Below are 18,233 nucleotides of genomic sequence, written 5' to 3' on the forward strand. Positions count from 1 at the left end.
AAGCCCTTTGTTTTCAACTAGAAATCGGTGGGGACGCCGCCTTCCGCCTTGCGCTTTGCGACAAAGGCGTCGAGCTCTTCCTCGATGGCCGGATCGAGCGGCGGGCGTTCATAACGCGCCAGCGTTTCCTTATAGACGCGGTTGGCGTGATCGTAGGTTGTGGGCCTCCCGGCTTCCGCCCAGGTTTCATTGTTTCGCCAGTCCGACAGGATCGGCGAATAGAAGGCCGTTTCGTAACGGGCGAGCGTGTGCGCCGTGCCGAAATAATGACCGCCGGGGCCGACATCGCGCACGGCATCGAGTGCCAGGGCATCCTGGCTGACATCCAAGGGCGTCAGGAATTCGGCGACCATCTGCAGCATGTCGACATCGAGGATGAATTTCTCGAAAGAGGCGGTGAGGCCACCTTCGCTCCAGCCGGCCGCATGCAGCACGAAATTGCCGCCGCCCTGGGTCAGAGCCCACAGCGACAGTGCCGATTCGTAGGCCGCCTGGGCATCGAGCGTGTTGGACGCATTGGTGTTCGAGGTGCGGTAGGGGATGCCGTAGCGACGGGCGAGCTGACCGCCGCAGATGACAGCCTTCATATATTCCGGCGTGCCGAAAGCAGGTGCCCCGGTCTTCATGTCGACGTTCGACGTAAAGCCGCCATACATGACCGGCGCACCCTTGCGCACCATCTGCGTGAAGGCGATGCCGCACAGCGCCTCGGCATTCTGCTGTACCAGCGCGCCGGCGATCGTGACCGGCGCCATGGCGCCCGCCAGCGTGAACGGCGTGACCACCACCACCTGGCCGCGCGACGACATTTCGATGATGCCCTGCAGCATCGGCCCGTCGAGGCGGAGCGGCGAAGAGGAGTTGATGATCGTGAAGAGCGACGGTTCGCGCTCCATCTGCTCCATGCTGATGCCGCGGCCGATGCGGGCGATCTCGATGGCGTCGAGATTGCGCTGCTGGCCGAGCGAATAGCAGTGGAAAGCCTTGTCGGTGAGCTTCACGATATCGGAAAGGCAGTCGAGATGGCGCACGGAGGCATGAATATCGATCGGCTCCACCGGATAGCCGCCGGTCATGTGGATGACGTCGAAGGACTGGGCAAGCTTGATGAGCTTGCGGAAATCCTCCTGGTTTCCGGCTCTCCTGCCGCCTTCGCGATCGGCGACGAAGGGCGCCGAGGCGACCTGTGCGAAGACGAGATTGCGGCCGCCAATCTGGACATTTCGAAGAGGATTGCGGGCGTGCAGGGTAAAGTTCGACGGAACGGAAGCGATCAGCTCCAGGATTAGGTTGCGGTCGAAGCGTACGCGTTCCTTGCCCGGGGTGACATCGGCGCCGGCAGCCTTCATGCGCTCGCGCGCTTCCGGCAGGATGATATCCATGCCGATCTCTTCGAGAATGGTCAGCGATGCATTGTGAATATCATCGAGCGCTTCGGGCGACAGCAGTTCGGTGCGAGCCAGATTGTTGACGAGATTGAGGTATTTCGTGCCGCTCGGCTTGCGGCTGCGTTCGGCTCCGCGCCCTCCGGCCCGCCGCCGCCGTTCCCCCGTCGCTGCCGCGCTCTGCGCTTCGTTCAAGATGAGGCTTTCTTCGTCGCTCATGGCGCTCGCTCCCAATTATCTGTTGACGGATTCTTGGCAGAGTTTCCAGCGGCGTGCCGCTGTCGTTTGCGACCAAGGCATGACCGTTATAGGATAGCGCATAGTCTGAACGCGACGTCGCCGTGACGGTTAAACATGGTTAAGGCTTTGTTAAAGCCAATCGTGCTAGAGCGTCGTTTCATGAACTATCATGCGCCGTGAAAAGAGAGGCTCCGTTTGACCCTGGACGGTGAACTGCTTGGCATAGCGTGCCGCCGGATCGCCGGTCTGGACAGGCCCGCCTACATCAAGAACAGCGAGCTTCGTTACGTCGCCGTCAACGACGCCTATGCGCGGTTTTTCGGGCACGCCATTTCCGACTTCATCGGCAATCGCAGCCACGATCTCCTCGATGCCGGCGAGAGTGCGGACATCGAGGACAGGGAGCGCCGCGCTCTGGTCTTCGGTTCGGAAGAGATCGCACTCTGCTTCGATGCGTCGGGCGAGCATCGTTCGCGCATACAGATCGAGAGCTTTTCCGCAGCGGAAGACCGGGTCTATATTTTTGGCATGTTTCTCGGCGCGCCGGCCAAGACGCTGCATCACGATCTCGACAATATCCTTCGCTCGATGCCGATCGGCGTCCTGATCCACGACAGCGACTACATCGTGGAATACGTCAACGACGCTTTCTACGACATTTGGGAGTTCTCGAAGGACGATCGCTTCGAAGGCCGACCCTATCGAGACCTCATCGCCAAGCACTATGAACTGGCACGTTTCGGTTCCGACGGCCGCAGCATCGACGACATTTATCAGGCGCGTCTGGCGGCACTGCGCAAGGCGGGCGAACATCTGCAGACGGAAGTGAATTTTGCCGACGGCAAATCCGTCATCATCGATGCGCGGCAGATCTCCAACGGCAAGACATTAATGTCCTACATGGATATTACTTCCGTCAAACAGCAGTCCCAGGAGATCACCGAGACCCGGTTGGCGCTGGAGCGCCTCGGCGAACTCATGGCCGATGCCATGCTGGCGATGTCCCAAGGCCTGCTGATCGTCCAGGACGGGACGATCATGCTGGCCAACGATCGGCTGAAGGATATGTTGAAGCTGCCGGCGGAACTTCTTGAGGTCGGCAAAGACTGGTCCGCGGCGTTCGACTATTGCGCGGAGCGCGGCGACTTCGGGGACGATCCCGATGCGGTGCGGACATCGTGGGCACAAAGCATCGCGGCGAGCAAGCCGATCTCCTGTGTGTTCCAGGTCACCGACAATCGCTGGATGCAACTCGATGCCGCAATCGGCGGGCATCGCCGCTGGACGGCGGTGCTGACCGATGTCACCGAGATGAAGGAGCGCGAGGCGGATCTGCAGTTGCTGCTGGCGCGCAGCAACGCTGCGGACCGGGCGAAATCCGAGTTCCTTACTCATATGAGTCATGAAATCCGCACGCCGATGAACGGCGTTCTCGGCATGGCGGAACTGCTCGGCAAGACGGATCTCGATGCCCGGCAGAAGACCTTCGTCGACATCATCGTCAAATCGGGCAATGCGCTGCTGACCATCATCAACGACATTCTCGACTTCTCCCGCATCGATACCGGTGAAATGCATCTGCGCAAGATGGCGTTCGATCCCGCCGAAGCCGTCGAGGATATAACGACCTTGCTGGCTGCTGCCGCATCGGAAAAGAACATAGAGTTGATGGTGCATATCGCTCCCGGCGTGCCGGCAGGGGTTCTCGGCGATGCCGGCCGCTTTCGGCAGATCGTGACCAATCTCGTCGGCAATGCGATCAAATTCACCGAGCGCGGTCATGTTCTGGTGGAGCTGAACGGTCGGTCTGCGCCTGATGACAAGATATTGCTCGGGCTCCGTGTCGAGGATACGGGCATCGGCATACCCGACGAAAAGCTCGATACGATCTTCGACAAATTCTCGCTGGCGGATTCTTCCTTTGCGCGGCGTCTTGAGGGATCGGGCCTGGGGCTCGCGATTACCGCCGGCCTTGTCGATCTCTTCGGCGGCTCGCTGTCGGTGAAGAGCGAATGGGGCAAGGGGTCGGTCTTCACGGCCCACGTGCCGATGCCGCTGGTCGCCGCGCACGGCAAGGTCGCGGAATTGCCGGTCAATGTCAGGCAGGCCGGGGTCCTGATCGTGGAAGACGATGCGATTCATCGCGGCATCCTGACCGAACAATTGGTGCAATGGGGTTTCGACGGGCACGTGGCCGAGGATGGCAAGACCGCGCTCGCCATTCTGGATGCTGCTGCCGATATGGGCGTATCGGTCGATGCGATCATCATCGATTACAGCATGCCCGACATGAATGGCTATCAGGTCGCGAGCGCCGTGCGCGCCGATCCGCGTTTCGACGCGCTGCCGATCGTATTCCTCACGTCGATGGGTGTCGCCGGTTGCGACAAGGAATTTGCCGCCGTCAACGGTCAGGCGCATCTCATGAAACCCGTTCGCGCCAACGTGTTGCGCAGCACGATCATCGATGTCGTGCGCGCGTCGCGACGGAAGAAACTGGGCGAGCGATCGGCTCCCGCCGAGCGGCGGCTACCGATAGAGGTGGAAGCCGCAGCAGCGATCGAAGCCACCGACCAGTTGGCGTCGGTCGAACCCGGCAATGCTATCGACGTCCTCGTCGCCGAGGACAACGACGTCAACCAGATCGTCTTCACGCAGATCTTGCAGGCAACCGGCCTGCGCTTCCTTGTCGTGGAGAACGGCAAGGCGGCCGTGGACGCATGGCGCCAATTGCGGCCGTCGCTGATCTTCATGGATGTTTCCATGCCTGTCATGAACGGTCATCAGGCGTCGCGCATGATCCGGCAGCTAGAGACGCAGCTTGGACGGGGAGGGCACGTGCCCATCGTCGGCGTCACGGCGCAAGGGCTCGACGTCGATCGCATCATGTGCATGCAATCGGGTATGGATGACTGCCTGTCGAAGCCGATTAGCCCCGAACTTCTCGAGGCCAAGATCGAGCGCTATCTCGGCAAGGCCGCCTTTCAGGCCGATCGCTCCAACAGCTAGGGTCCAGATCGATAGGATGAGCGCAAGGCCGGATGACGGCTCTCAGCCATCGGTCGAAACGGTAACGGATTTCCATGCTTCGATCTCCTGTTTGAGGCGCTCGATCCTGTCCGTCACCAGTCCAAGGGCGTCGCTGCCGAGCAGGAGCTGTGGCGGCGGGGAATCCGATTCGATCAAGTCCATAACGGCTGCGGCGAGTTTGTCGGGATCGCCGAGTTGCTTGCCGCTTTTGGACTGCCGCGCCTGCCGGATTGGATCGAACAGCGCATCGTAGTCCGAGATCGATCGCTCGGTCCGGATCATCGAGCGCCCGGCCCAGTCGGTCCGGAAGGAGCCGGGGCAGAGGGCCGTCACTCGAACGCCGAATGGCGCCATCTCCGCCCGCATGACTTCCGAAATGCCCTGAAGAGCGAATTTGCTTCCGCAGTAATAGGCGATGCCGGGCATGGTGATCATGCCGCCCATCGAGGTGACATTGACGATAAATCCTCGACGCCTTTCTCGAAAGCGCGGCAGGAAGGCCTTGGCAACCGCAACGGCGCCGAAGACGTTCACATCGAACTGACGCCGCATTTCCTCGAGAGACGACTCCTCAAGGGTTCCCTCGTGACCATAACCGGCATTGTTGATCAGCACGTCGACCGGCCCATGATCCTCCTCGGCCTTTCGAACGACATCTGCCATTCGGTCGAACTCCGTCACATCGCACAGGACGGACTGCGCTGCGGGCAAGCGCTCCGCAAAGGCTGCCCGCGACTGTTCGGAGCGGACGGTGCCGACGACCTTATGACCCTGGCGGCTCGCGGCGGCGGCGATCGCGAAGCCGAAGCCGGAGTTCGCGCCGGTAATGAAGAAAGTCTTCTGTGGCATGATTGACGTTCTCTTCTTGATTGATCGATGTTCATGACTGATAATCTTCGAAACTGTCGCTAACGATTGCGAAAACTATGATTAGCTTGCCAAATCCTATGAAACTGAAGGACGAGGTGGCGAAGCGCCGGGAGTTGGCGGAGCTGGCCGGGCTTCTGGCTCCGAGCCAGGGATACAATCCAACGGCGCTTGCCGGGGTCCGTATTCTCAGGACCGAGGCGGTCCTTCATGATGTCCCGGTGCTCTACAAGCCAGGCGCGGTATTCGTCCTGCAAGGCCGAAAGCAGGGCATGCTGGAAGGCGAGGTCTATCTCTATGATGAGGAACACTATCTGGCCGTGTCGGTGCCCGTTCCGTTCCGGATGGAATCCTCAGCCAGCGCAGAACGTCCTCTGCTTGCTGTTTACGTCGAGTTCGACATGCTTCTGGCTGCCGAGATCGCCGAGGAAGTGGGGGCGAGGCGCTCCGAACCAACCGCCGGCAGAGTGAGAAGCCTGGTATCGAGCAGAATGGAGCCGATGGTCGAGGATGTGGTGTTGCGTCTGCTGCGGGCGCTGCGCGATCCTGTCGAGCTTGCGGTTCTGGGAGCAGGCATCCTGCGCGAGCTGCATTACCGGGTACTCGTCGGCCCGCAAGGCGGTGCGATGATTTCAGCCCTTCAACAGCAGGGTATTTCCGGGAAGATCGTGCGAAGCCTGACCCGATTGCGTGAAACCTACAGTTCCGAGATTTCGGTCGCCGTGCTGGCGCGTGAAGCAGGGATGAGCGTTCCGTCCTACCACGTCCACTTCAAGGCCCTGACGGGCAGCAGTCCGATACAATATGTGAAGGCGATGCGGCTCCACGAGGCGCGGTTGATGATCGCGCGTCAGGACAGGACGATCGCGGAGGTGGCGGCATTGGTCGGCTACGCGAGCCCCGCCCAGTTCAGCCGCGACTTCAAACGACACTTCCGGCGTACGGCCTCGGAGGAGGCGAATTGGGTTCGTCGGCATCTTGGTGAGCTGATCTGACCTCCCGCGCCAGTCGTCGTCTGGCTTGGCAAATAAACCCGAGCTCAGGCCGGCTTGATGCCGCAGAGCATTTCGCGCTTGCCGGCAAAGCCCTTGCGCCGCTCCACGACAAATCCCGCCGCCTGCAGGTTTCGCCGCACGAAGCCGGCGGCTGCGTAGGTGGCGAAAGTACCGTGCGGGACCGTCTTGTCATGGAGCGCCTGCATGAGTTCGGGCGACCACATATCGGCATTGCGCGACGGCGCGAAGCCGTCGAGATACCAGGCATCGAAGCCGGGTTGGGCGCGGCTCACGTTCTCTAGGGCCGGGCCGCAGACGACGCTGAGGCGTGTATGCGCATCGAGCTGCAGGGACACGACACCTTGCGGATGGCTCGGCCAGACTGACGCAAGCGCCTGGCGCTCGCTATCGATTTCCGGCCAGTGTGACAGCGCGCGGTCGATCTCCTCGGCCTGCATGGGGTAGAGTTCGAATGACATGAAATGCAGCGCCGAACCGGGAGCAGCCAGCTGTCGCCATTGGCGCCATGTCTCGCAGAAATTGAGCCCCGTGCCGAAGCCGAGTTCGCCGACGAGGAAATCTTGTCGCCCCTGCCAGCGGTCGGGCAGGCCATTGCCGGCCAGGAAGACGTGGCCGCATTCCAGCCGGCCGTCCGTCTGGCAATAAAAATGGTCGCCAAAGGCGGTCGAATAGGGCATATCGCCGTCGCGCCATTCAAGCTCCGGGCTTGCCGCATTGGTTTCGGATGCCTTGGTCCGATCGGAAACTGGATCTGTCATGGAAAGAGCCGATAATCCTCCAAGACCTGCCGGTCAATCGTCCGTCGATCTGCTGATCGTCGGCGGCGGGATCATGGGCCTGTGGGCGGCCGTTCATGCCGAGCGTCTCGGCATCCGGGGATTGCTCGTCGAGGCCGGCCATTTCGGGCAAGGGGCGAGCGGCGGTCTACTCGGCGCGCTGATGCCGCACATGCCGGACAAATGGTCTGACAAGAAGCAGTTTCAGTTCGACGCGCTGATTTCACTGGAAGAGGAAATTTCGGCCCTGGAGGCGGTGACAGGGCTTTCGGCGGGCTACCGTCGTGCCGGCCGCCTGATCCCGCTGCCGAAGCCGCATCTGAGGCAGATCGCGCTTGGTCATTCTCAGGATGCGGAAGCGCACTGGCGGCATGGCGAGCGTCGGTTTCACTGGCACGTGCTCGACGCGGCACCCGTCGAAGGCTGGATCGAGCCTTCCCTCGCGGAAAGCGGGTTTGTCTTCGATACCCTGGCGGCGCGCGTCGCGCCCCGCGCCTTGATCGAGGTGCTTTGCAAGTTTCTGGCGACAGCACGCCATGTCCGGCTCGCCGAGGGCGTTGCCGTCGAGAGCATCGATCCGGACAAGGGACTGGCCCGCACGAACGACGGCGACATCCGCTTCGGTCGCTGCATCTTGGCCGCCGGTCATCGTTCGTTTCCAATCCTTGACGGGCTGACGGAGGGTCGCAAATCCTCGCTTGGCCAAGCGGTCAAGGGGCAGGCCGCCATGCTGAAGGCCGATGTCGAGGCCGGCTTTCCGGTTATCTTCCGCGACGGTCTCTACATCGTTCCGCATGAGAATGGATTGGTTGCAGTCGGCAGCACCAGCGAGAATCGATTCGACGATCCGCTGTCGACGGATGGGCAGCTTGACGATCTGCTCGCCGCAGCCGTCGCCATGGCGCCGGTGCTGGCCGGTGCGGAGGTGATGGAACGCTGGGCGGGCTTGCGTCCGAAGGCCGTGGATCGCGACCCGATGGTGGGTGCGCATCCCGACCATCCGTCGCTGATTGCATTGACAGGCGGCTTCAAGGTAAGCTTCGGCCTGGCGCATCGGCTGGCCGAAGCGGCGGTGCGGGAAGCGGTTGACATGTCCCGTCGCTTCAACTTGCCGCAGAGCTTCACTTTAGCAAGTCATATTTCAGTCATATCACATAAAACGTGAATTTACGCCTCTCCGAGGTCGTCAATCTGTCACGCAAATCACCTATCTCCTTGGCCGTCGGTGCCGGTTCGGTCTGCCCGATGCTACGCCCTGGAGGAAATTTTATGCGGTACGCCATTTGCTTCACGCCGTCTGCGAGCGATCCGCTGACGCTTGTGGCGGCAAATTGGCTCGGTCGCAATGTGTATTCCGGCGAGATGGTCGAGCCGCCCGCGATCCGCGGGCTCGGCATTCATGAGATTGCCTTCTACACCGCCGTTCCGCGTCGCTATGGTTTCATGGGCCTGCTCAAAGCGCCGTTCCGCCTTGCCGAAGACATGTCCGAGGCGGGGCTGCTGCGCGACCTGATGCGGTTTTCCGGCACGGTCGCGCCCTTCCAGATCCCAAGCCTCGAGGTAGCGCGGCTCGGCGGTGCGCTCGGCCTGGTTCCCTCCGCGCCAAGCCAGCAGATGCACTTCCTGGCGGCATCGCTGGTGCAGGCCTTCGATCAATACAGGGCGCCGCTGAGCGAAGCGGAAATCGAGCGCATCGATCCCGATGGCCTTTCGGCAACGCAATTTGCCAATCTCCATCGCTGGGGCCACCCGCATGTGATGGATGAATATCGCTTCCAAATGATGCTGACCGGTACGGTGAGCCCGAGCGACATGCCGCGCATGGAGCGCTCGCTGCGCGATTTCTTCGAGCCGGCTCTCGCCGCGCCGGTTCCGGTATCCAACATTGCCCTGATGATGGAAGATGGGGCTGGCGGTCCCTTCCGGGTGCATTCCCTGCATCCGATGGGAAAGGTAAGCGCGCGAAAGATCGCCTAGATTAGCGCACCGTGCTCGCGCCAATACCTCGCTTTGAAGCGAAAGTGATTTTCCCAGTTTCCGTCTCGACTTTCCCTGCATGGATGCTACCGTTCCGCTATCAGAGAAGGTGCTTCAATGTCGGAAATCTATCCCCGTAATCTCATCGGCTACGGCCGCAATACGCCGGACCCGAAATGGCCAGGCGACGCGCGCGTCGCGGTGCAATTCGTCATCAACTATGAAGAGGGCGGGGAAAGCTGCATTCTCGACGGCGATTCTGCTTCGGAGAACCTGCTGTCCGAGATCGTCGGTGCGGCACCCTGGCCGAACCAGCGCAATCTCAATATGGAATCGATCTATGAATATGGTTCCCGCGCCGGCTTCTGGCGGCTGTGGCGCATGTTTACCGACCTCAAGGTTCAGGCGACCGTCTATGGCGTGACGCTTGCCATGGCGCGCAACCCGGAAGCGGTCGCTGCCATGAAGGAAGCCGGCTGGGAGATTGCGAGCCACGGTTATCGCTGGCTGGAATACAAGGATTTCTCCGAAGATCTGGAGCGCAAGCACATTGTCGAGGCGGTACGGCTGCATACCGAGCTCACTGGCGAGCGGCCCTATGGCATGTACCAGGGCAAGCCGTCGGACAACACGCTCAGGCTGGTCATGGAGGAGGGCGGTTTCCTCTATTCTTCCGACTCGTATGCCGACGATCTGCCCTTCTGGGTCGATGGTCTGAACGGCAAGCCGTTCCTGATCATCCCCTATACGCTTGAAACCAACGACATGCGCTTTGCGACGCCGCAGGGCTTCAATTCCGGTGACCAGTTCTTTACCTATCTCAAGGATGCCTTCGATACGCTTTATGAGGAAGGCAAGCAGGGCAGCCCGAAGATGATGTCCGTGGGCTTGCATTGCCGTCTCGTCGGCCGTCCGGGCCGTGCTGCGGCTCTCCGGCGGTTCATTGAATATGTGTTGAAGCACGACAAGGTTTGGATTCCGAAGCGGATCGAGATCGCCAATCACTGGCATGAGAACCATATGCCCGGAGGTGCGCGCTGACATGATCTCGCGGGACGATTTTGTCGGCCGCTTTGGCGGCGTCTTCGAACATTCGCCTTTTGTCGCCGAACGCACCTATGATGCCGGCGGTATTGCCGAGCCGCTGACCTCCGGCGGTGTGCATGCCGCGCTGGTGCGGGTTTTCCGCACTGCCAGCGAGACTGAAAGGCTCGGCGTACTGCAGGCGCACCCCGATCTCGCCGGCCGGCTGGCGATCGCCGGCGAGCTGACCGAGGACAGCCGCAAGGAACAGGCCGGCGCCGGGCTCGATCGGCTGAGTCCGAAAGAACACGCCCGGTTTACCGAGCTCAATGCCGCCTATGTGACGAAATTCGGCTTTCCCTTCATCATCGCGGTCAAGGGGCTCGGCAAGGACGATATCCTGGCCGCCTTCGAAACCCGGATAGACAACAGCCGGGATGCGGAGTTCGCAACGGCGGCCGCCCAGGTCGAGAAGATCGCTCTGCTGCGTCTGCAATCCATGCTTCCCGAAAGCTGATGGGCGGCCCCTGGGCCGCCACCTTTCTGTCCATGTCCACACATGGGTTTTCGTATTAATGTGCGCGCTATTTTTCGATCCGTTCATGGCTTAGTATCCGCTTGGTAGAACACCAAGCCATGAGGCCCTGGAAAGCATTGGACAGAGATAGAAGCGGACGGACGACCGGCGACGCCGAGAGGCGCGTCATCGCGAGGAAATCGGACATTGCCGGTCAAGGGAAGCCGGCATGAGCCTGGATCGGCTGATCACCTACCTTGAGCGTATGCAGCGGGCTGCATCCGAAATCGGTCAATTCCTTCTGGGGATCGATCAAGCCACGTTTTTCAAGACAGTTGAGAAGCAGCGCGCCATCGGCATGAATCTCGTGCTGATCTGTGAGGTCGCTGCGCGCATTGCGGAAGAATATCCGGAGTTTGTCGTTGACCATCCGGAGCTGCCTTGGCATGTGATGCGAGACTTCCGGAATCGGATTGTGCAAGGGTATCTCGACATCGAGCTGCCGGCCCTTTGGGGTCTTGCGCATAAATCTGTTCCGGAGTTGCTCCTGCAACTGGACTCCGTTCGCCACTGGCGAGCGGAAGGCGAATGATCATTCAATGACACAGCATCTAGACATCAATCCTTTGACAAAGGCCGCATTCGCATCCTTCGGCGATGTGATCGAGGCCGATCCGGCAACGATGCGATTCATCAATGGCGGCACGACGGAGCGCTTCCATGCACTGTCCAACGCCGAGGCTTCCGGAGACGGGGCACGCGTTATCCTGAACCTCTTTCGCGGCCAGCCGCGCGCCTTTCCCTTCTCGATCGACATGATGGAACGCCACCCCTTCGGCAGCCAGTGTTTCGTGCCGCTGAACGGCCGGCCGTTCCTCGTGGTCGTCGCAGAGGATGAGGGCGGCAAGCCCGGCAGGCCGCAGGTCTTCCTAGCGCGCGGCGATCAGGGTGTGAACTACCGGGTCAATGTCTGGCATTTTCCCCTGATGGCGCTCGACGAGCAGAGCGATTTCCTTATCGTGGATCGCGACGGGCCGGGAAATAATCTGGAAGAATATTTCTTCGACGCGCCCTTCATCATCGGAGCACCGACGTCATGACCGGATTGACCACCCATGTGCTCGATACCGCCCTCGGCAAGCCGGCCGAAGGCCTGGTGATCGATCTTTTCAAAATCGAGGGCGATGCCCGCACGCATCTGAAGACCGTTACGACCAATGCCGACGGGCGCGTGGACGGCGGTCCGATCCTGATCGGCGACAGCTTCGTTATCGGCACCTATGAATTGCTGTTCCGCGCCGGAGACTATCTGCGTGCCAGCGGCGCCAAGCTGCCGCAGCCGGCCTTTCTGGATCTCGTGCCGATCCGCTTCGGCATCGCCGATACGACGGCGCATTATCATGTGCCGCTGCTGATCTCACCCTACGGCTATTCCACCTATCGCGGAAGTTGAGATATGCGTTTTGCAGCCATCGCGGATATTCACGGCAATCATCTGGCGCTGGAGGCGGTGCTTGAGGATATCAGAAGGCAGGGCATTACCGAGATCGTCAATCTCGGCGATTGTTTCAGCGGGCCGCTGACGGCGGGGAAGACGGCTGATATCCTGCTGGGACTCGATGCTTTGACGGTTCGCGGCAACCATGATCGGTATCTGATCGATCAGGCGCCGGAGGCCATGCACGTATCGGATAGAGTTGCATACTCGGAACTGACGGAACGCCATCTCGATTGGCTGCGCGGATTGCCCTTCAATGCGGTCTACCGGGACGAGGCCTATCTCTGCCACGCGACGCCGGCTGATGACAACGTCTATTGGCTGGAATCCGTCTCGTCGGACGGTCATGTCCATTTAAGCCCGTTGGAGGAGATCGAAGCGCTGGCCGCGGGTGTCGATTTTCCGCTGATCCTGTGTGGGCATACCCACATTCCGCGCGCCGTCAGGCTTTCCGATGGCCGCCTCATCGTCAATCCCGGCAGCGTCGGTTGCCCGGCCTATGACGACGATCTGCCCAGATATCACAAAGTGGAGGCCGGCCATCCCTTCGCCTCTTACGCCATTCTGGAAAAAGACGGCGAGCGCTGGCTGCCCGTCTTCCGGCAGGTCGCCTACGATCATCAGGCGATGGCGGAGCTGGCAGCGGAGAAGGGCCGGCACGAATGGGCAAGCGGCCTGGCGACGGGCTGGCTGCGTTAGAAATCCGCCAGGATCGACCGATCCACCGCCTTGATATCGCGCTTGCCGCAGAGCGCCATGGAGATATCCAGCTCCTTGCGGATGATTTCCAGTGCCAGCGAAACGCCTTCCTTGCCCATGGCGCCGAGGCCATAGAGAAAGGGGCGGCCGATGAAGGTGCCCTTGGCGCCGAGAGCGATGGCCTTGAGCACATCCTGGCCCGAGCGAATGCCGCCATCCATATGCACCTCGATCTTGTCTCCGACGGCGTCGACGATCCTTGGCAGCATGCTGATCGAGGAATGAGCACCATCGAGCTGACGACCGCCATGGTTGGAAACGATGATGGCGTCAGCGCCGGTATCCACGGCTGCCCTGGCATCCTCGACATCGAGAATGCCCTTGATGACCAGCGGGCCGCCCCATTGCTCCTTGATCCAGGCGACATCGCTCCACGAAAGCTTGGGATCGAACTGCGAATGGGTCCAATTCGACAGCGTCGTCATGTTGGAAATGTCCTTGGCATGACCGATGATGTTGCCGAAGGAATGACGCTTCGTTTTCAGCATCTCCATGCACCAGGCCGGCCGCGTCGCCATCTGCCAGAGGTTTTTCGCTGTCATTTTTGGCGGCGCGGAGAGGCCGTTGCGGATGTCGTTGTGACGCTGTCCGAGGATCTGCAGATCGGCCGTCAGCACCAGCGCCGAGCATTTCGCCGCCTTGGCGCGATGGATCAGGTTGAGGACGAAATCGCGATCCTTCATGACATAGAGCTGGAACCAGAAGGGCTGCTTCGTCACCGAGGCGATGTCCTCGATCGAGCAGATGCTCATCGTCGACAGCGTGAAGGGAATGCCGAATTCCTCCGCCGCGCGGGCTGCCAGCATCTCGCCATCGGCATGCTGCATGCCGGTCAAACCAGTTGGCGCCAGCGCCACCGGCATGGAGGCTTTTTGCCTGACCATGGTGGTTTCCAGCGAGCGATCGGACATGTCGACGAGGACGCGCTGGCGCAGCTTGATCTTGGCAAAATCCGCCTCGTTCGCCTGATATGTCGATTCCGTCCACGAGCCGGAATCGGCATATTGGAAGAACATCTTCGGTACGCGCCGCTTGGCGAGCGTCTTCAGTTCGGCAATGGTAAGCGGCGCGGTCATGGCTGTGGGCCCTCTGAATGGTTGTAGTGCGGTGGGATTGGATCGCCTTACTGAAGGATCGATTTCATCGGTTTCCCGCCCACATAGGTTTCAACGATAGCGCGATCGTCGCCCATGGTCTGCAGCAGAAACAGTTCTTCGGTGAGGCTCTTCGTGACCTCCATCTTCAGCGCCATGGCCGGTGTTGCGGCAGCGTTGAGGACGATGAGGTCAGCTTCCGTGCCGGCGTCGAGCGTGCCGATCTTGTCGACCAGGGAGAGGGACTCCGCATTGCCGCGCGTCATATAGTAATAGCTTTCCAGCGGGTTGAGGCGTTCGCCGAGGAGCTGCTGGATCTTATAGGCCTCATCCATGGTTCTGAGCATGGAATAGCTGGAGCCGCCGCCGATATCGGTGGCGACGCCGATGCGCACCGGCTTCTCGCGGCGTGCCAGCGCCTTCAGCGGGAAGAGGCCGGAGCCGAGGAACAGGTTCGATGTCGGGCAATGCACCGCGACTGCGCCTGCTTCGCTCATGGCGTCGGCTTCGCGCTCGGAGAGGTGGATTGCGTGTCCGAACAGGCTCTTCGAACCGAGCAAGCCATAGCGGGCATAAATGTCCGTATAGTCGATCGCTTCCGGGTAGAGTTCACAAGTGAAGGTGATCTCGTCGTGGTTCTCGGAGAGATGCGTCTGGATGTGCAGATCGGGGAATTCACGAGCGAGGGCGGCAGTCGCCTCCATCTGCGCCGGTGTCGATGTGATGGCGAAGCGCGGGGTGATGGCGACGTGGTTGCGGCCCTTGCCATGCCAGTCTCTAATCACCTGGCGGGTTTCGTCGTAGCCCATCTCAGGCGTGTCGAGCAGGCCCTGCGGCGCGTGGCGATCCATCATCACCTTGCCGCCGACCATGCGCATGTTGCGGCGCATCGCTTCCGAGAAAAAGGCATCGGCAGAGGTCTTGTGCACCGAGCAATAGGCGACGGCCGTCGTCGTGCCGTGGCGGATCAGCTCGTCGTAGAAATGGGTGGCGATACGCTCGGCATGGGCGCTTTCGACGAAGCGGCATTCCTCGGGGAAGGTATAGGTGTTCAACCATTCCAGAAGATTGGCGGCATAGGAGGCGATCACCTGCATTTGCGGGAAATGCAGGTGCATGTCGATGAAGCCGGGCAGGATCAGATGCGGGCGATGATCGATTTCGGACACGCCATCCGGCGCCTGCGCCTTGATGGTGGCGTAAGGGCCGATCGCGGCGATCATACCATTCTCGATCAGCAGACCGCCGTCGTTTTCATAGGCGTAGCTATCCGTGTCATCGAGGCTTTGCGGCAGGCGCTTGAAGGAAAGCAGTCGGCCGCGCAGAAGGGTGGTCATGGGCTTTTTTCTCCGATGGAGCTTTCGAACCAGGCGACCAGCAATTTGCGCTCCTCGGGCGTCACCTCGGTGACATTGCCCGGGGGCATGGCATGGCTGCGGCCGGCCTGAATATAGATCTCCCGGGCATGTGTAGCGATTTGCTCGTCATTTTCCAGCATGACGCCCTTTGGTGGCCGGACAATCCCCTCATAGACGGGTTCGGCCGAATGGCACATCGTGCAGCGCGTCGAAACAACTTCTTTGACGGACGAAAAATGTATATCCGAGGCAAACTGCCGGAAGGCGGGAGGGATTGTACTGACCTCCTTCTCGCCGGTCAGCACCTTTGGAACGGTCGAAAGCCACATGATGACGATGAAGAGGACGAGCGTGACGATCCAGGTCCAGGTTGGATGACCCTTGCGTGCATGCGTCGTGTTGAACCAGTGACGGATGGTGACCCCCATAAGAAACACCAGTGCTGCGATCACCCAGTTATAGGCCGTGCCGAACGCGAGCGGATAATGGTTCGATAGCATGAAGAAGATGACAGGCAGCGTCAGGTAGTTGTTGTGCAGCGAGCGCTGCTTGGCGATGCGGCCATATTTAGGGTCGGGCGTGCGGCCGGCAATGAGGTCGGCGACGACGATCTTCTGGTTGGGAATGATAATCATGAAGACGTTGGCCGACATGATCGTCGCGGTGAAGGCGCCGAGATGCAGGAAGGCGGCGCGGCCGGTGAAGAGATGCGTGTAGCCCCAGGCCATGAAGACCAGAACGGCGTAAAGCACGATCATCAGGCCCCAGGTATTGTTGCCGAGCGGTGACTTGCAGAGCAGGTCGTAGACGATCCAGCCGCCGGCGAGCGAGGCGAGCGAAATCAGGATTGCGACGGGGACGCTGACGTCGAGTACATGTCGGTCGATGAGGAAGAGGTTGGCGCCGCCATAATAGACGATGCACATCATCAGGAAGCCGGAAAGCCAGGTAAAATAGCTCTCATATTTAAACCAGGTCAGATGCTCCGGCATCTGCGCGGGCGCCACGAGATATTTCTGGATGTGATAGAAGCCGCCGCCGTGAACCTGCCACTCCTCACCATAGGCGCCGGGTGGAAGATGCGGACGCTTCACCAGCCCAAGATCGAGCGCGATGAAATAGAAGGACGAACCGATCCAGGCGATCGCGGTTATGACGTGGAACCAGCGGGCCGCAAAGGACAGCCATTCCCACGCGATGGCGTATTCGTACATTCAGTTCCCCTTTTTCTCTCCCGACTCGACACCTTGCAAAATGTTGGGGTCGGATGGAAGCGGAGAGTTTGATGCGCCGGCAAAAAGCCGCGGGCTTGTCTGGCGCCCAGGCCGCATTAGATCAGATTACGGCAGTTTTTAATAAAACGCCCTCGGCTGCTTGGAGCGGGCCGTGTCCGCGGCGGCCGTCCATCTTTCGACGGAGAATTGCCCATGCGTGGTATTCTGGCGTTCGTATTTATTCTCTTCGCAAGCTCTGCCCTGGCGCATGATGCGCCCTCCGGCTGGTCCTATGATCCATATTGCTGCAATGGCGACAGCAAGACCGGCGATTGCGAGATGATCCCCTCGCGCAGCGTTACCATCGTGCCCGGCGGCTATCGGGTGACGCTCAATCCCGGTGACCATCGCTACATAACGCACGCGCATATCTTCAATCTGCCACAGCAAAAGACGATGCGCTCGCCGGATGGCGCCTATCATCTCTGCCTGTTTCCGGACGAGAATACGCCACGCTGTTTCTACGCACCTGATATGGACTATTGAGCATTATTCCAGCGGCATGCCGAATTCGCCAAGCAGCCAATCCCTGAATGCGCGGATGCGCGGCGTATGACGCCTGTTTTCCGGATAGGCGACCCAGTAGTCCGTATTGTCGGACGAAAGAATATCGAAGGGCTGGATCAGTCTGCCGGAAGCCAGATCATCCACATAGAATTCGGGTGTCAGAACGGCAACGCCCTGACCCGCCAATGCGGCACTCGCCTCGAAGGATTGGGCGCCGAGCCTGCTGCGCGGCCGGCCCTGAAGGCCGGGATCGGGAACGCCGGCCTCCTGAAACCATTGCACCCACCATGGATCGCCGGCATCGATGATGCGGAGTTTCAAGAGATCCGCCGGTTCGTGGATACCGCCGATCGTTTCCGCCAGCGCGGGGCTCAACATCGGCGTGAAATAGACCTTCATCAGCAGGTGCGCGCGCAGTCCCGGCCACTGGCCACGTCCGGCGCGGATGGCGATATCGGAGGGCTCCCGGGCGAAGTCGATGATCGAGCCAGACGTGTCCAGCCGCACGGCGATATTGGGATGCCTGAGCTGAAACGAGCCGAGATGACGGGCCAGCCATTGCGAGGCGAAAGTGGGGGTCGAGTGGATATGCAGCGTGGTTTCGGCCTCGCCTCTGATCGAGGCCATGGCTTCCTGCAGCATGGCAAAGGCTTCCGACACCTTCGGCGCCAGCTGCTCTCCGGCTTCGGTCAGGAGAATCTGTCGCGGCCGGCGCAGGAACAATGGCTCGCCTGCGGTCTCCTCCAGCAACTTGATCTGATAGCTGACCGCCGTCTGCGTCATGCCGAGCTCTTCGCCGGCCCGCGTGAAACTGCCGAGCCGGGCGGCGGCCTCGAAGACGCGGAGCGCATTCAAAGGAAAGCGCTTGGACAGCTTCATGGATAAGTTCTCTTTATGTATGCAGACGATAGT

Annotated in this window: 18 protein-coding genes; 11 read left to right on the forward strand and 7 right to left on the reverse strand. The window is 60.6% G+C overall.

The window, feature by feature from the left end:
- Positions 1-17: 17 nt before the first annotated feature.
- Complete coding sequence (locus ACIQWP_RS06950) at positions 18-1,604, reverse strand: trimethylamine methyltransferase family protein (protein WP_402783969.1); 1,587 nt, start codon at positions 1,602-1,604, stop codon at positions 18-20.
- A 216-nt stretch (positions 1,605-1,820) separates the two neighbouring features.
- Between ACIQWP_RS06950 and ACIQWP_RS06955 the strand changes: the two genes are divergently transcribed.
- A complete protein-coding gene (locus ACIQWP_RS06955) occupies positions 1,821-4,634 on the forward strand; it encodes a response regulator (RefSeq protein ID WP_402783971.1) in 2,814 nt (937 codons plus the stop codon).
- Positions 4,635-4,676: 42 nt separating this feature from the next.
- Here the strand turns inward: ACIQWP_RS06955 and ACIQWP_RS06960 are convergent, their stop codons facing one another.
- On the reverse strand, positions 4,677-5,504 hold the full coding sequence (locus ACIQWP_RS06960) for an oxidoreductase (RefSeq protein ID WP_402783973.1): 828 nt from the start codon (positions 5,502-5,504) through the stop codon (positions 4,677-4,679).
- Positions 5,505-5,581: 77 nt separating this feature from the next.
- Here ACIQWP_RS06960 and ACIQWP_RS06965 point away from each other — a divergent pair, with 77 nt between their 5' ends.
- Positions 5,582-6,517, forward strand: a complete 936-nt coding sequence (locus ACIQWP_RS06965) for an AraC family transcriptional regulator N-terminal domain-containing protein (RefSeq protein WP_402783975.1) — start codon at positions 5,582-5,584, stop codon at positions 6,515-6,517.
- 44 nt (positions 6,518-6,561) lie between these two features.
- On the opposite strand, the gene mnmD is transcribed toward ACIQWP_RS06965, so the two are convergent.
- Positions 6,562-7,296 carry a tRNA (5-methylaminomethyl-2-thiouridine)(34)-methyltransferase MnmD gene (mnmD, locus tag ACIQWP_RS06970; protein ID WP_402783977.1) on the reverse strand — a complete coding sequence of 245 codons (735 nt, stop codon included), beginning with the start codon at positions 7,294-7,296 and terminating at the stop codon, positions 6,562-6,564.
- Here mnmD and ACIQWP_RS06975 point away from each other — a divergent pair.
- The 8 genes from ACIQWP_RS06975 to ACIQWP_RS07010 all read left to right on the forward strand — a co-directional run bounded on the left by ACIQWP_RS06975 (position 7,295) and on the right by ACIQWP_RS07010 (position 13,028).
- The gene (locus tag ACIQWP_RS06975; protein ID WP_402783979.1) at positions 7,295-8,479 is read left to right on the forward strand and encodes an NAD(P)/FAD-dependent oxidoreductase; all 1,185 of its coding nucleotides are present in this window, start codon (positions 7,295-7,297) and stop codon (positions 8,477-8,479) included. The two genes, mnmD and ACIQWP_RS06975, sit on opposite strands and share 2 nt — an antisense overlap.
- A 104-nt stretch (positions 8,480-8,583) precedes the next feature.
- Complete coding sequence (locus ACIQWP_RS06980) at positions 8,584-9,291, forward strand: DUF1045 domain-containing protein (protein ID WP_402783981.1); 708 nt, start codon at positions 8,584-8,586, stop codon at positions 9,289-9,291.
- Between the two features lie 117 nt (positions 9,292-9,408).
- The gene (gene puuE, locus ACIQWP_RS06985) at positions 9,409-10,332 is read left to right on the forward strand and encodes an allantoinase PuuE (RefSeq protein WP_402783983.1); all 924 of its coding nucleotides are present in this window, start codon (positions 9,409-9,411) and stop codon (positions 10,330-10,332) included.
- A gap of 1 nt (position 10,333) precedes the next feature.
- The gene (gene uraD / locus ACIQWP_RS06990; protein ID WP_402783985.1) at positions 10,334-10,831 is read left to right on the forward strand and encodes a 2-oxo-4-hydroxy-4-carboxy-5-ureidoimidazoline decarboxylase; all 498 of its coding nucleotides are present in this window, start codon (positions 10,334-10,336) and stop codon (positions 10,829-10,831) included.
- Positions 10,832-11,060: 229 nt separating this feature from the next.
- Entirely contained in the window at positions 11,061-11,423 is a 363-nt protein-coding gene (locus tag ACIQWP_RS06995) for a DUF86 domain-containing protein (RefSeq protein ID WP_402783986.1), read from the forward strand.
- A 7-nt stretch (positions 11,424-11,430) separates the two neighbouring features.
- Positions 11,431-11,931 carry an ureidoglycolate lyase gene (locus ACIQWP_RS07000; RefSeq protein WP_402783988.1) on the forward strand — a complete coding sequence of 167 codons (501 nt, stop codon included), beginning with the start codon at positions 11,431-11,433 and terminating at the stop codon, positions 11,929-11,931.
- A complete protein-coding gene (uraH, locus tag ACIQWP_RS07005) occupies positions 11,928-12,284 on the forward strand; it encodes a hydroxyisourate hydrolase (protein WP_402783990.1) in 357 nt (118 codons plus the stop codon). Before ACIQWP_RS07000 ends, uraH begins: the two co-directional genes overlap by 4 nt.
- Positions 12,285-12,287: 3 nt before the next feature.
- A complete protein-coding gene (locus ACIQWP_RS07010; RefSeq protein WP_402783992.1) occupies positions 12,288-13,028 on the forward strand; it encodes a metallophosphoesterase family protein in 741 nt (246 codons plus the stop codon).
- Here the strand turns inward: ACIQWP_RS07010 and ACIQWP_RS07015 are convergent.
- From ACIQWP_RS07015 to ACIQWP_RS07025, 3 genes are read right to left on the reverse strand one after another with little or no spacing between them, the layout of a single operon-like run.
- The gene (locus ACIQWP_RS07015; protein WP_402783994.1) at positions 13,025-14,164 is read right to left on the reverse strand and encodes an L-lactate dehydrogenase; all 1,140 of its coding nucleotides are present in this window, start codon (positions 14,162-14,164) and stop codon (positions 13,025-13,027) included. The two genes, ACIQWP_RS07010 and ACIQWP_RS07015, sit on opposite strands and share 4 nt — an antisense overlap.
- A 47-nt stretch (positions 14,165-14,211) precedes the next feature.
- Positions 14,212-15,519 carry a guanine deaminase gene (gene guaD, locus ACIQWP_RS07020; protein ID WP_402783996.1) on the reverse strand — a complete coding sequence of 436 codons (1,308 nt, stop codon included), beginning with the start codon at positions 15,517-15,519 and terminating at the stop codon, positions 14,212-14,214.
- Positions 15,516-16,754 carry a urate hydroxylase PuuD gene (locus ACIQWP_RS07025; protein WP_402783998.1) on the reverse strand — a complete coding sequence of 413 codons (1,239 nt, stop codon included), beginning with the start codon at positions 16,752-16,754 and terminating at the stop codon, positions 15,516-15,518. The genes guaD and ACIQWP_RS07025 overlap by 4 nt, the downstream gene beginning before the upstream one ends.
- A gap of 213 nt (positions 16,755-16,967) precedes the next feature.
- On the opposite strand from ACIQWP_RS07025, the gene ACIQWP_RS07030 reads away from it, so the two are divergent.
- A complete protein-coding gene (locus ACIQWP_RS07030; protein WP_402784000.1) occupies positions 16,968-17,300 on the forward strand; it encodes a hypothetical protein in 333 nt (110 codons plus the stop codon).
- A 3-nt stretch (positions 17,301-17,303) separates the two neighbouring features.
- Here the strand turns inward: ACIQWP_RS07030 and ACIQWP_RS07035 are convergent, their stop codons facing one another.
- A complete protein-coding gene (locus ACIQWP_RS07035) occupies positions 17,304-18,200 on the reverse strand; it encodes a LysR substrate-binding domain-containing protein (RefSeq protein WP_402784002.1) in 897 nt (298 codons plus the stop codon).
- Between the last annotated feature and the right edge of the window lie 33 nt (positions 18,201-18,233).

This window comes from Rhizobium sp. NPDC090279, assembly GCF_044769665.1.
Classification (GTDB): domain Bacteria; phylum Pseudomonadota; class Alphaproteobacteria; order Rhizobiales; family Rhizobiaceae; genus Rhizobium.

Bases quoted from the DNA above. Each gene is read 5' to 3' on its own strand.
- ACIQWP_RS06950 (WP_402783969.1), bottom strand. From the start codon at position 1,604: ATGAGCGACGAAGAAAGCCTCATCTTGAACGAAGCGCAGAGCGCGGCA.
- uraH (WP_402783990.1), top strand. From the start codon at position 11,928: ATGACCGGATTGACCACCCATGTGCTCGATACCGCCCTCGGCAAGCCG.
- uraD (WP_402783985.1), top strand. From the start codon at position 10,334: ATGATCTCGCGGGACGATTTTGTCGGCCGCTTTGGCGGCGTCTTCGAA.
- ACIQWP_RS07015 (WP_402783994.1), bottom strand. From the start codon at position 14,164: ATGACCGCGCCGCTTACCATTGCCGAACTGAAGACGCTCGCCAAGCGG.
- ACIQWP_RS07000 (WP_402783988.1), top strand. From the start codon at position 11,431: ATGACACAGCATCTAGACATCAATCCTTTGACAAAGGCCGCATTCGCA.
- ACIQWP_RS06960 (WP_402783973.1), bottom strand. From the start codon at position 5,504: ATGCCACAGAAGACTTTCTTCATTACCGGCGCGAACTCCGGCTTCGGC.
- guaD (WP_402783996.1), bottom strand. From the start codon at position 15,519: ATGACCACCCTTCTGCGCGGCCGACTGCTTTCCTTCAAGCGCCTGCCG.
- ACIQWP_RS06965 (WP_402783975.1), top strand. From the start codon at position 5,582: ATGATTAGCTTGCCAAATCCTATGAAACTGAAGGACGAGGTGGCGAAG.
- ACIQWP_RS07030 (WP_402784000.1), top strand. From the start codon at position 16,968: ATGCGTGGTATTCTGGCGTTCGTATTTATTCTCTTCGCAAGCTCTGCC.
- ACIQWP_RS07035 (WP_402784002.1), bottom strand. From the start codon at position 18,200: ATGAAGCTGTCCAAGCGCTTTCCTTTGAATGCGCTCCGCGTCTTCGAG.
- ACIQWP_RS06975 (WP_402783979.1), top strand. From the start codon at position 7,295: ATGGAAAGAGCCGATAATCCTCCAAGACCTGCCGGTCAATCGTCCGTC.
- ACIQWP_RS07025 (WP_402783998.1), bottom strand. From the start codon at position 16,754: ATGTACGAATACGCCATCGCGTGGGAATGGCTGTCCTTTGCGGCCCGC.
- ACIQWP_RS06995 (WP_402783986.1), top strand. From the start codon at position 11,061: ATGAGCCTGGATCGGCTGATCACCTACCTTGAGCGTATGCAGCGGGCT.
- ACIQWP_RS06980 (WP_402783981.1), top strand. From the start codon at position 8,584: ATGCGGTACGCCATTTGCTTCACGCCGTCTGCGAGCGATCCGCTGACG.
- ACIQWP_RS07010 (WP_402783992.1), top strand. From the start codon at position 12,288: ATGCGTTTTGCAGCCATCGCGGATATTCACGGCAATCATCTGGCGCTG.
- puuE (WP_402783983.1), top strand. From the start codon at position 9,409: ATGTCGGAAATCTATCCCCGTAATCTCATCGGCTACGGCCGCAATACG.
- mnmD (WP_402783977.1), bottom strand. From the start codon at position 7,296: ATGACAGATCCAGTTTCCGATCGGACCAAGGCATCCGAAACCAATGCG.